General features: G+C 39.4%; 11 protein-coding genes and 1 tRNA gene. All 12 read right to left on the bottom strand.

Going from position 1 to position 13,021, the window contains the following annotated elements:
- Positions 1 to 628: 628 nt before the first annotated feature.
- The 12 genes from ABT997_RS08970 to lacD all read right to left on the bottom strand — a co-directional run bounded on the left by ABT997_RS08970 (position 629) and on the right by lacD (position 13,021).
- Positions 629 to 2,791 carry a copper-translocating P-type ATPase gene (locus tag ABT997_RS08970; RefSeq protein ID WP_350019192.1) on the bottom strand — a complete coding sequence of 721 codons (2,163 nt, stop codon included), beginning with the start codon at positions 2,789 to 2,791 and terminating at the stop codon, positions 629 to 631.
- Positions 2,792 to 2,809: 18 nt separating this feature from the next.
- The gene (locus ABT997_RS08965) at positions 2,810 to 3,259 is read right to left on the bottom strand and encodes a CopY/TcrY family copper transport repressor (RefSeq protein WP_350019191.1); all 450 of its coding nucleotides are present in this window, start codon (positions 3,257 to 3,259) and stop codon (positions 2,810 to 2,812) included.
- Between the two features lie 403 nt (positions 3,260 to 3,662).
- Positions 3,663 to 3,735: transfer RNA gene (locus ABT997_RS08960), tRNA-Thr, on the bottom strand.
- A gap of 46 nt (positions 3,736 to 3,781) precedes the next feature.
- The gene (locus tag ABT997_RS08955; protein ID WP_350019190.1) at positions 3,782 to 4,243 is read right to left on the bottom strand and encodes a GNAT family N-acetyltransferase; all 462 of its coding nucleotides are present in this window, start codon (positions 4,241 to 4,243) and stop codon (positions 3,782 to 3,784) included.
- Between the two features lie 38 nt (positions 4,244 to 4,281).
- Positions 4,282 to 5,067 (bottom strand): ABC transporter permease, encoded by a 786-nt coding sequence (locus ABT997_RS08950; RefSeq protein WP_014712926.1) that lies wholly within the window; start codon positions 5,065 to 5,067, stop codon positions 4,282 to 4,284.
- A 1-nt stretch (position 5,068) separates the two neighbouring features.
- Positions 5,069 to 5,887, bottom strand: a complete 819-nt coding sequence (locus tag ABT997_RS08945) for an ABC transporter permease (RefSeq protein WP_320910922.1) — start codon at positions 5,885 to 5,887, stop codon at positions 5,069 to 5,071.
- A gap of 1 nt (position 5,888) precedes the next feature.
- A complete protein-coding gene (locus tag ABT997_RS08940; protein WP_350019189.1) occupies positions 5,889 to 6,881 on the bottom strand; it encodes an ABC transporter ATP-binding protein in 993 nt (330 codons plus the stop codon).
- Positions 6,882 to 7,358: 477 nt separating this feature from the next.
- The gene (gene lacG, locus ABT997_RS08935) at positions 7,359 to 8,765 is read right to left on the bottom strand and encodes a 6-phospho-beta-galactosidase (protein ID WP_350019188.1); all 1,407 of its coding nucleotides are present in this window, start codon (positions 8,763 to 8,765) and stop codon (positions 7,359 to 7,361) included.
- 87 nt (positions 8,766 to 8,852) lie between these two features.
- Positions 8,853 to 10,556: a lactose-specific PTS transporter subunit EIIC gene (locus ABT997_RS08930; protein WP_154853811.1), complete on the bottom strand. Its 1,704-nt coding sequence runs from the start codon at positions 10,554 to 10,556 to the stop codon at positions 8,853 to 8,855.
- The gene (locus ABT997_RS08925; RefSeq protein ID WP_154853814.1) at positions 10,556 to 10,873 is read right to left on the bottom strand and encodes a PTS lactose/cellobiose transporter subunit IIA; all 318 of its coding nucleotides are present in this window, start codon (positions 10,871 to 10,873) and stop codon (positions 10,556 to 10,558) included. The genes ABT997_RS08930 and ABT997_RS08925 overlap by 1 nt, the downstream gene beginning before the upstream one ends.
- A 42-nt stretch (positions 10,874 to 10,915) precedes the next feature.
- A complete protein-coding gene (locus ABT997_RS08920) occupies positions 10,916 to 11,749 on the bottom strand; it encodes a PRD domain-containing protein (protein WP_048691506.1) in 834 nt (277 codons plus the stop codon).
- 291 nt (positions 11,750 to 12,040) lie between these two features.
- Positions 12,041 to 13,021, bottom strand: coding sequence for a tagatose-bisphosphate aldolase (gene lacD / locus ABT997_RS08915; RefSeq protein ID WP_350019187.1), 981 nt, complete (start codon positions 13,019 to 13,021; stop codon positions 12,041 to 12,043).

The following is a 13,021-nucleotide window of genomic DNA, read 5'->3' as shown; positions in this document are numbered from 1 at the left end:
AATAATTGCATGTCAATATTTGTATTGTGAAACTAGTTTCAGAAATATATAGTCTTAAAGTATGTCCACTGCCAATGATTTTTTCAATATTTAAGAGGAGATTTATAATGGTTCATTTCTATAAATTTTTAAACGAGTTATATATTTTGTTTAACCAATTATTAACTATTTTTATCAATAATCACTTCATTAATTTGTACTTTTTAATTTTGATTTATTTTTCGTGCATATTTTATATGAATTTAATTCTAATACATTTTAAATAAAAAATACGCAATTTTAATTGGCACTGACCCCCGTAAATGAGAATTAAATAAAAACACCTCCAAGTTGGATTTGGTACAATATAATCAAATGCTCATGGAGGTGTCTTTTTATGGTTAAAAAACGTGTGGAGACGGTGGTATTATTGTCAAGAAAATAGAATAACAAGCTATAAAACTGTCGAAATAGGTGGCTTTTAGGATTTTAACAGAAATCAGTCCTATAATAAATTAAAAATCGTGTTGGTAGAAAAATCGTCTACTTCTACCAACACGATTTTACAAAGAGCCATTACTTACATCTCTTTTTCTCCTGTAAAACTATTGTATCTTGATACTTTAAGGAGTTTCAATCATTCGATCTGCTAACCGTTATTTTTTGGATCTAAACTTAATAACATAGCATTAATGGCGACGATGACTGTTGACACAGACATTAGGATTGCTCCTAATGCAGGGCTTAATGTGATACCAATAGGAGCCAAAATTCCTGCAGCTAGAGGGATAGCTATAAAGTTATAACCAGCTCCCCAAAATAGGTTTTGTTTCATTTTACGAGTTGTTTTGTGTGCTAATTCAATGAATGATTCAATATCTCCTGGATCGGATTGAGTCAATATGACATCAGCTGAATCCAATGCAACTTGAGTTCCAGCACCTATAGCTATACCAACATCTGCTAAGGCAAGAGAAGGAGCATCATTTACACCATCACCTACCATGATAACTTTCTTTCCTTCATCTTTAAGTGTTTTAACTAACTCATATTTGTCTTGTGGAGATTGATTTGATCTATATTCAATCCCTAAATCTACTGCCGCGCCTTGAGCCGCTTTTTCATTATCACCTGTTGCCATAATTGGTTGAATATTGTTCTTTTTAAGAGCTTTAATTAACTCTTTACTCGTTGGTTTTAATTCGTCCCCTAAAGCTACAGCACCAATGGCATCATCGTTTTCTACTAAGACACTAAGAGTTGCTCCTTTTGGAATATCCATATCAAGATTACGTCCATAGGCTTTTTGACTGATTAATTGGTAACGGTGCTCACCTGCTTTACCCTCTACTCCAGCACCGGAAATCACATCAATCGAATCAAAAGATGCTGGACGTATACCTTGCTGCTCGGCGAACCTTATAATTGATTGAGCAATTGGGTGGCTAGATCCTCCTTCAATACCTGCCAATAAGGCAATGATTTCCTCTTTTGTATATTTGTCATTAAGAAGTTTTACATCTAATACTTTAAATTCACCAGTTGTTAAAGTACCCGTTTTATCTAAAATGATCACATCTGCATCTTGAGCTATTTCTAAGGCTTGGCGGTCTTTTACTAGTAAGCCACGGCTAGCCCCTAAGCTTGTGCTACGGGCGGTTACCAATGGAATAGCCAGACCCAATGCGTGCGGACAAGCAATAACTAATGTAGTAATAGTAAATATAACTGCCGTTGGGATATCTCCAATAATCATCCACACTACAAAAGCAATTAGCGCGACAATAACAGCAATATAGAAGAGCCACCCTGCAACCTTTTGAGCAATATTTTCTGCTCTGGAAGGCTGACTTTGAGCTTGGCTGATTAAATTCTGAACTTGAGAGATGAAGGATTGATCACCTGTCTCATTCACTTTAATATAAAGAACCCCTTCTCCATTTGTTGAGCCCCCGATTACTTCATCACCAGGGCCTTTTTTTACTGCTTTTGACTCCCCAGTTAGAAGAGCTTCATTTAAACGTGATTCGCCACGCTCGATAATCCCGTCTGCTGGCACATTTTCTCCGGCTTGAACACGAATTAAATCACCTACCTGTAAGTCAGCAACTGGTCGTGTTTCAATTGAATCGTCTTCTAATACAACGTGAGCATCTTTCGGCACTAACTTAGCCAATTCTGCTTGTGCGTCTCCTGCTTCTCCAATAGCTTTCATCTCAATCCAGTGACCTAATAGCATGATTAATAGTAATGAAGCAAATTCAAAGAAAAAGTCCATCACGTGTTCACCCGTTACGTAGGTAATGATCACAGCATAAATACTGTATAAATATGAAACACTTAAACCTAAAGAAACGAGTGCCATCATTCCAGGTTCTTTTTGTTTAAATTCGTCAACTGCACCTTGATAGAATGGACGTCCACCATAAATAATTAAAATAGTAGATAAAATAGCTACTACAATATCAGAATATGGAAAAGTAAACTGGAATGGTAGTTCAAATCCATGCAAAGGGACTAAGAGCATAATAATGATTCCTAGTGGCAATGACTTTAAGAAAAGTTCCTTAAAGCTTCCGTGATGATGGTGGGCATGCCCACTGTGTCCGCTGTGATCATGTCCACTGTGCCCGCTGTGATTATGTCCACTGTGCCCGCTGTGATTATGTCCACTGTGCCCGCTGTGGGCATGCCCACTGTGCCCGCAGTGATCATGCCCAGCATGATGTACTTGATGTTGATCCTTATGGTATCCATGTTCATCTGTGATTCCATGCTCGTGTTTTAACTTATCCATGTTGTCATTATTCATTTTAAATCCTCCTTATGCTTAATGATGATGTAAATGACATTCGCATTGTCCTTCTGGACAATTGCAATCCACTTCTTCTACTGCGAAAGATTTTTTCATCTCTAATATTTTTTCTAGTCGATCTATATCATCGAAGCTTAAAACATGATCTTTAATGATGCTTCCTATTACATTTCCGACTTTCTTATTGCAAATACGGTTAAAAATATCTTCTGCATAATCCCTTACGGCTTCTGTCTCTTCAATATTGGCAGTGTAAATAAACTTTCTACCTTCATGCTCTGTATTTAGTACGCCTTTTCCAACTAATCGACCTAAGATCGTTTTGATAGTGGATTGTGTCCAGTCCATTTTTTCCTGCAATACGGAAATGACTTTTTTACTAGTTACTCGATCATTTGCCCAAACTACACGCATGACTTCCCATTCTGCATCTGTGATATAAGTATTAAATTCTATTGTGCTCATTCTCCTTCCCTCCTAGCTGTCTACAGATGTAAACAAATATGTTTAAAATAAGTTTACCATTGTAAACGAATTATGTCAAGTCTTTTTATTAAATTCTCACTTTTTGGGGTCAGTCCCTTAAAACATGCTATTTTTATCATTGATAAATATTAATAGCTAACTTTCCGAAAAATATCTATTTTCTGGAAAGTTAGTTTTGGGCATTTCTAAAATAGCTCTAAAATATTGATAAAGCCATTCCCATATTAGCTAAGACTACGATTATACATTACAAGAGAAGATTAACGATGAATTTGAAAACATCCGAAAACTTTTATAATAATTTGGTACAAATTTTGGTACAAAAAGTGATTCAACATCAAAAAAAGCCCGTCACAAGGGGGCTTTTTCTTGTATCATTTGATGCCGATTGCAGGGATCGAACCTGTGACCTACGCGTTACGAGTGCGTTGCTCTACCAACTGAGCTAAATCGGCGATTGCCTTCTTAGTATAGCACTCTGATAGCGGATGTCAAGCACTTTTAGTTGATCTTTTTAATCAAAATCTGACAAGGATTTTTAAGATCCCATAGTTGAGGAAAAATCTCTAATTTTTTAAAACCAAGACTGCGATAAAAGACATTTGTTCGGTCATAATCTTTATTTGAACCTTCTGCGACTGTTTTGACCTGTAAATAATCAACGTTTTTGCGTGCTTCACTTTCTAAAGTAGCAAGCAATTGACTCCCAATTCCTTGACCTTGGAATGATTTTTTCACGCCTAGACAATCAATTTCTGCACAATCTTCACTAGAATAGGACAAGCTTACAAAGCCAAGCAAATTACTCTCCTGAAAGGCGGTCCACACCTTCAAGTCCTTGGCTCCTTCGATGTAGGCTTGCGTACTTTCTGGTATTCCAAACCATTCTGGCAAATCCTTTAAAACCTCAGCGACAACTGCCATTTTTTGCTCTTCATCCTTAACTTCTTTAATAACAAGCATCATAAGTTCCTTTCTTGATTTTAGTCTTACTTTAGCTCTTACGAACCTGCACTTTCGTAAGCGTCTAATCCCCTATCCCAGAGTTTCAGAGAGATGCAAAAAAAGATAAGAGAAATCAGAATCAAACCACCAATATTAAAGAAGACATCCTTGCCCTGCAAGAAATAGCTGGCAGGATAGTAGGCCGTAAAGGCGAAAGGTACAATAAAGCTAATTAACCAACGAAGGAGCGAATTGTAAATGGAAATCGGGTACTTGGCAAAATCATTAAACATATAGAAAATGTAAATCATGGCACCTGACTGCTTAGTCCAAAAAGCGATGCTGGCTGTTGCAATTTTCAAGGAAGTATAAATCAAGGTCGCAAAAGGAATACAAACTAGAAAAATCAGGAATTTGGGAAGAGTCCAAGCAATGCTAGTCGCCGTTGTCGTTAGTAAGATTCCACCGACCAAAAGTTCACCCAAGGCATCAATCTGAAAGGTCTCAACCAGGATGTGAAAGAGAGGATTGATAGGACGAGTCAGATACTTGTCAAACTCCCCTTTTCGAACTAGCCGTTGACCTAAAGCCCAGAGATTGTCAAAAAAGAGATGATCTAATCCCTTTGGAATTAAGGAAAATCCATAGATAAAGGCAATCTCTTGAAAGGTCCAACCTTCTAGCGAGGGGATGTGTTGAAAGATGACATTGAGAAACAAGAGGTTTAGGCCTTGAGTCAGAAAGACTCCCAACACACCAACCACAAAATCAACTTTGTATTCCATGATTTGCTTGATGTATTGTCTAATAAAAATCAGATGCATGCGTTGATATTTTTTCATACTAACCTCCCTGAATGGTGATAAATGACTGGACTCGTTTCCAAATCAACTGAGACAAGCCCACCATCACTATAAGCCAGAAAAGCTGAAGCAAAAGTGCTTGAAGAATCTGACTGGCATCGTATTTCCCAACAATAATCATAACTGGAGTGTAAATCAAGGATGAAAATGGCAATAAGGAGAGAATATCTGAAACCACCTTTGGAAAAAACGTCAAGGGAATCAAACTGCCAGACATAAAGGCCACTATTGAAGTCTTGAGTAGATTGGAGCCCCATAAATTTTTAAATACAAAGGCTGAAAATCCAAAGCAGATATTAAAGAAAAAGTTAATCAGATAAGCCAGAGTTAAGCTAAAGAGATAAAGGACAGTTAATCCCAGCACTTCTACAATACCTTGCCCAGATAAGATTTTCATCAAAACAATGACACTTAAAAATGGCAGTCCAACAGAGATAAAAATCAACCACTTGGAGCCAAGTTCAGTGAAAAGGTAAGAGGCCGCAAAATGCACTGGTCTCAATAAGCGCATGATAATAGAGCCATCTTTTACCTCATCACCAATCATAAAGGAGCTATCAGACCTGGTCAAAAGATTGGTCACAAAACTCATGATGATGTAGAGGGTGATATCCGCCATACTGAAGCCCTGAATCAAAGGCTCCTGGGAGGAGTCAAAGACAGCCTTCCAGAGATAGAAAGCGACAAAAGCCCCCATGACATCACCAATCCGATAGAGAATAAAGTTAACTCGATAGCTAATCAACTCCTGAATCCCTGCATTGATAAAGGGTTTATAACGTCTCCACAATTTGACCATCTTAGAGCTCCTTTCGATAGAAGCGACGGATAATATCTTCAATATCTGTATCTACCATCTTCAAATCACGAACTTCAAAATCAGATAAGGTTTGCTTGATAATATCGGCCGACTGGTAGAGGGAACTATCGAATTCAATATTGAGAGTATTTCCTTGTCTATCAATGGACATATCAGGCAAGCCCTCATAATGAGAGACTAGATGATTTTGACCTGGCGTCAGGTCAAAGGAGAGAGTCTTCATCTTGCCAAAGGTTTCCTTGAGCTGGCTAACCGTCCCATCAAAAATCTCTTGCCCCTTGTCAATCATAAAAATCCGATCACAGAGTTGCTCAATATCACTCAAATCATGAGTAGTCAAGAGAATAGTTGTCTTTTCCTCTTGATTGATCTGAGTAATGGCCCGACGAATGTTATCCTTGACCGAAACGTCTAAACCAATGGTCGGCTCATCTAAAAAGAGAACTTTGGGATTGTGAAGCAAGGAAGCTGCAATATCCGCCCGCATCCGTTGCCCAAGTGAAAGAGTTCGCACGGGGTCCTTGATAAAATCCTTCAAATCCAAAACTTCATTCAAAAAGTCCATGCGCTTATGGAAAAGCGAGTCCGGTACATCGTAAATTTCCTTCAAGACCGTGTAGGTCTCTTGCAGTGCCAAATCCCACCATAGCTGGGTGCGTTGTCCGAAAACGACTCCAATATCCTTGACATAATCTTGTCGATTATCTTGTGGAATCTTGCCGTTAATCCGACAAAAACCAGATGTCGGTTTTAAAATCCCTGTCAGCATTTTGATGGTGGTCGACTTCCCAGCACCATTTGCCCCGATAAATCCTAGAATCTGCCCTTTTGGAACTTCAAAAGTTAAATCCTTGACCGCTTCAAAAGTCTGCTTTTCAGGATGAACAAAGGAGCGCAAGGCCCCCTTTAACCCCGGCTCCTTAACTGTCTTCACAAAATTTTTCTGAAGATGTTGCACTTCTATCATTGCCATATCTATCTCCCTATCGTAAGAAGCAACATTGTATTTTTGACTACAAATATTCTAAATCCTTACTTTCTACACTTTTTCAATATTATTACAGAGGGCTTTATACCAACCTATTATAATCTAATAAAAAAAGGAATGCAAGCGTTTGCTTATTGATTATGAAATTAGAGATTTCTCTCTTAAAATGAAACTTTTAATCAGAAATTCTGTTAAATAGTTTCCTTAAGACACCAAAAAACCTGCCCTTAGGGGCAGGCTACGAATTGTAAAAAGGCAAACTATTTTGATCAATATGAATCATAATCTCCTAATATTAACTCAACAATTTAATTATATCATGTAAAAACTATATTGGCCCTTCAAACAAAAAATTATTACTAGAAATGAGTGAATTGTTTTGTTTACAATAAACACTTTTCCAAATAAGAGAACCAAAAAAGACCTACCCTTACGGATAAGCCTTCTTACATGTTTATTTCTTTATTCAATTACTTGGCTTTCTGCTAATTTCTTGTACCAATGTGCAGATTTCTTAGGATAACGTTCTTGTGTATCGAAATCAACGTAGAAGAGTCCGTAACGTTTTTCATAACCATTAGACCATGAGAAGACGTCCATGAGTGACCAAATGAAGTAGCCTTTGACGTTTGCACCATCGGCAATCGCATCGGACAGAACTTCCAAGTGTTGTTTCACATAATCAATCCGTCCATCGTCATAAACCGTATTGTCCACAAACTCATCTTTGTATCCCAAACCATTTTCTGTGATGTAGATTTTCTTATAGTTTGGATAATCCGCCTTCACACGCATGATTTGATCATACAAACCTTGAGGATAAATGATCCAGTCCCAGTCAGTGCGAGGTACATAGTCAGGAGCTACACGACGACCAACACCTTTAATTTGGTACTTAGAGCTTCCTTTTTCCCCTTTACCATTGTGGATGATTTCAGTTTCACCATCAAATGCTTCCATCCAATCACTCATGTAGTAGTTAATTCCAAGGAAGTCATTCAGGTCTTTAGCTGCTTCAAGTGCCACAAAGTCTTCGTCTCGAAGATCCAACTCACCACCATTAACTGAAAGAATGTGGTTTACACCTTCCATGGTTTTATCGGAATAGTGTCCAAGGTAGGTTGCATCTAGAATAAACTTGTTATGGATGATATCTTCCAATTCAGCCGCACGAACGTCTGCTGGATTTTCTGGATCCAACGGATACTTAGTTGGAAGGGCGTGAACAACTCCAATTTCACCTTCATACCCTTTGTCTTTATACAATTTCGCAGCACGCGCATGAGAAACCATCATATTGTGGTGTGATTGGAACACTTTGGCAAGATCATACTGAATGCCTGGTGGGAATTTTCCGACTAAGTACTGACCATCTCCGATAGGGCCGATTTCATTGAAGGTTGTCCAGTAGTTGACTTCTGGGAACTCTTCAAAACAGAAGGCAGCATAATCTACGAAGTGTTCGATATTTTCACGATTCAAGAAGTCTCCGTTTGAGTGAAGAGCTTCAGGAGTATCAAAGTGGTGAAGAGTTACGAATGGTTCTACATGACGTTTATGACATTCTGCAAATAACTTATGATAGAATTCTACCCCTTTTGGATTTACTTCACCATAGCCAGTTGGGAAAATACGTGACCAAGCAATAGAAATACGAATTCCGTTTACGCCATATTCTTCAGCCAACTGTAAGTCTACTGGATATTTATGGTAGAAATCGCTTGCTGGTTCTGCTGTATACCAATAGTTATCAGCTAAGTATTTGTCCCAAGCAACTGGTCCTTTTCCGTCAGTATGGGTAGCTCCTTCTGCTTGATAGGCAGCCGTTGCCCCACCAAAAATAAAATCTTTAGGAAGTGTTTTTGTCATTTTTTCACCTATTTCTTGATTGGATAAAATGAAAAGTGAGGGGAGAGGAGTTAGTGAGCCATCCATCTCCATCTCACTTTTTAGTTCTTATTCTTCAAATTGAGCTTGAACAAAGGCTAGAGCACCTTGTCCATCGCGTGTCAATTTAATGTACTGAGCACCTTCTGTCTTCGCCAATTTGATGCCTAGTTTATCTGTTTCAGCCTTCATATCTTCGAAGTTGGAAGCAACCTGAGGCGCCAAGATAACAAGGTCAAATTCTGGCAACATTTCACGGTGAGCACCGTAGCCACCTGCTGCAGCTTTGACAGGAACCTTGTATTCTGCCGCAGCCTTGTTCAAGGCATTTGCAAGGAGTCCACTAGTACCACCACCCGCACAAAGAACGAGGACGTTTGTTTCTTCAGTAATGGTATTTTCAGCTGGTGCATCTTCAACACCTGCTTTTTCAAGAATTGCATCTGCTTTGGCAGTGTTAAAGTTTGCAGCAACTTTTTCTTTCAAGCTATCGTTTGATTTACCTGAACGTTCTTCTTCAAGAATTTGTTCATCGTAAACTTTAACGAATGGGTAGTAAATGATCACGTCTACTACAACAAGAAGTGCAGCAAGGATGAATGAAAGTACTTGGAAGTTCGTACCAAGAACAATCCCCAAAGGTCCAGGAGTTGTCCATGGTAGGTTAGAAGTAAATGAGTTCATTCCCAAGGTATCAACAAAGAATTTGAAGATCCATACGTTTGCAATTGGAGCAAAGATAAATGGAACAAAGAAGATAGGGTTCAATACAAGTGGTGCACCAAACAAGATTGGTTCGTTTACACCGAAGAAGGTTGGAACTACTGAAGCGCGTCCGATTGCACGATTACGCTTAGACTTACACAACCACATAAACATGAATGGAACTACAAGAGTTGCTCCTGTACCACCCATAGTGACGATAAACATTTGTGTACCAGATGTAAGGATCTTATCAGCGTGCATACCTTGTTGAAGAAGGTTCAAGTTGACTTCGGCATTTGCATAAGTAATCGCTGCAATCGCAGGCTCAACGATAGATGGGCCGTGAATACCAATAAACCAGAAGAATGCAAAAGCACCGAAAATGATCGTAATTCCAACATAACCATCTGCTGCTGAGAAGAGAGGCGCAAGAAGAGTACCAATAGATTCAGCTACTGTTACACCAAGACTACCCTTCACAATCAGTTCAAGTCCATAAAGGAGAACGACAGATACAGTGAATGGGATCAAGTCTTTAAATACTTGAGAGATATTTGGTGGAACTTCGTCTGGCATGCGAATAGTAACATTATTTTTCACGCAGACTTTGTAAACATTAACGGTAACGAAGGCTGCAATAAAGGCTGTCAAAAGACCTTTTGTTCCCATGAAGGCAGTCAGAAAACCTCCTTCTTTCGCTGGTTCAGCTGCCATTAAAAGGAAACCAACCATAGATGCCAACATGGTTGACAAGAAGTTGATCTGGTTTGTTGCAGGTAAATCACGGTTGACAGAATCTGTCAAAGCTTTGGCTGTGGTTCCACCTACGAAGAAAGCCAGAATTCCCATCGAATAGCTATAAGGTGTCATCAAGAAATTCTCAATTTCTTTTGACCAATGGAAGCCCCATGCATTTGGAACATAGGCAATCAAGATAAAGATAGATGAGAATAAGATGACTGGCATCCCTGCGATAAATCCATCACGGATCGCACGCAAATATTTATTACGGGAAATCTTCTCGAAGAAAGGTTTTCCTTTCTCAATTAATTCAATTAATTTATGCATTATTTAGCTCCTCTTTTGTATAGTTCAATGAGATGATGAATCACATCTTTTAATAGGATCGTTGTCATTAAGTGGTCCTGTCCATGCATCATGGTAATGCTGTAGGGGAGGTCTTCTCCTGTTGCTTCTTGCGCTAGCATAGTTGTTTGAGACTTGTGAGCCTCTGCGATACAGCTTCCTGCTTCTTCTACCAAGCTTTCCGCTTGAGCGAAGTCACCCTTCTCAGCCGCCTTGAGGGCCTCCAAGAGTTTAGAGCGAGCATCCCCTGCATACGCAACGATCTCAAAACCTAATAGTGTCATTTCTTCTTTGGTCATGACCAATTCCTCCAATTTGAATTTCTTAATTTTTAAAAGTTGTTACAATAAGCGTTGAATGTGCAAGACCAGATAGACCCGTTCACTCTTGTACAAGTCAACCCCGGTCTCCCTAGAAATCACATCATAAATCTTGGAACCAATCTCAAAGGCTTTGGGATAGGAGCTTTTTATATGTTCCTCCATATCTAGAAGCGATTGATTGTCATCCCGATTGCGATCCAGGTAATCCAAGAAGTAGTTAAGATGAATCATGAAACGATCATAAAAGTTGTTGTTGGTCTCGGTTCGTTTAATTGAATAACTATCCAAAACCTCTTCCACACCTTTTAAGATTTCTTTGCGCTGGTCCATGGAATCCACGACCTCCGCTCCATTTTCACCTTCTGCGTTGATGAAATGATAGGCGATACGAGTGACCTCATCTTCAGGGAAGCTAGTTGTGAGCTTCTCACGATAGATATCTACTGCCTCTTTAGCAATCTCAAAAGCCACTGGGTAGTTTTCTGAGATATCCAAAAGATTACTTTCCTTATACCTGCCTTGAGTCACTGCCTGGTAAGAGCAAAACATGTGGTCTGTCAAGGTCACATAGATATATTCTTGAACGGGATAGTGATACTTTTTGCTCAAGTAATCAATCATCTCGTAGGTCACTGTGATGAAGTCTAATGGAACATCTTTTAGCAGGGTCATAAAGTTCTCTCGGGATTCCTCTGTTTTCATCCGAAAGAGCTTTTCTACCTTCTCTTTAGGGACTAGGTCGCCCTTCTTTTTGCCAAAAACAATTCCTTTTCCAATGACAATCAGTTCTTCCCCTTTGTCATTTCTCACCAGAGCAACATTGTGATTGAGTGGATTTAAAATCCGATACATGGTACTCTCCTTGCTAGTTTATTTAAGGTTTAGGGTATAAAAAATGACCACAAATGAGATCAGAGAGGTTTCTCCCCGATTCATCTGTGATCATGCGTAATCTAACTTACTAACACTCACCTTGTATTCACTTATGGATTTAGTATAGCACACGCTTTTGTTTTTGTAAACCCTTTCTTAACAACTTTTTAACTTTTTTGTTTTTTCCTAACAAATAGCTGTTTATAGCTGTCTTCTCTGGGCTCTTCAAGGAAATTCGAACGCCCATTGTTAAAGGAGTAGTCTACACTTTTAAATACGTTCTTTCCAAGAAGTTGCGACTTGGTCCAAGACTTGGTTGAGTTCTTCAATGTTGCGACGACCTTCGGTACGCAACCATTCACGAGCTGCTTCTTCTCCATTCTTGATGTAGGCTTCTACAGATCCAGCCCAAGTTGCACGGCCACAAAGAACTCCATTGAAGTTCGCTCCTGCTTCATGCGCAAAGACAAGGGTTTCTTGGAAGAGTTTAGCAGAAACACCTGCACTCAAGTAGATGTATGGAAGGTTGGTTGCTGCTTCTTGTTCTTTAAAGAAGGCAGCCGCTTCTTCACGGCTATGCACGATTTCACCATCGCCAAAGCCTTCAACGTATTTAACATTTACTGGAACTTCTACCTTCAAGACATCGATGTTAAAGCGTGGGTCTGAGAAGACTTTCATAGCTTCGATGACTTTGCGAGGTTTCACTTTAGCGTATTCTACAGAACCTGCATCCGCAATTGTTTCATCGTAAGCCAAGATTTCAAGGAAGAATGGAATTTCTTCTGCCGCACATTCTGAACCGATGCGTTCGATGTAAGCTTGTTTTTCTTGGTTGAGTTCATCAGCACTATCCACATCATAGTAGAGCAAGAATTTCACTGCATCTGCACCTTGTTCTTTGATGCGTTTAGCTGACCAAAGGTTGAGGCAGTCTGGCAGACGCTTGGTGCTTGAAGTGTCGTAGCCTGTTTTTTCATAAGCCAACAAGAGCCCTGCTTCCGCATCCAAAACCTTAGTCGCTGGAAGTCCATACTCAGGGTCCAAGAGCATAGAAGATGCGAATGGTGTCAATTCTTCAGCCACCAAGACCTTCAATTCTTCCATTTGAGCCACTGTTGGTTCTGTGTCTTGGTACTGAGCCATGAGGCGTTTCAAAGCGCCGCGTTGGTCAAAGGCCAAGGCTGAGATCACACCATCTTTGGTGCTCAATTTTTCTAAATAGTTGCGTTTTTGTTCTGTTAATACCAT

Origin of the sequence: Streptococcus australis (genome assembly GCF_040226615.1) — a bacterium.
GTDB lineage: Bacteria > Bacillota > Bacilli > Lactobacillales > Streptococcaceae > Streptococcus > Streptococcus australis_E.
This window is presented reverse-complemented; position numbering and strand designations above follow the sequence as displayed.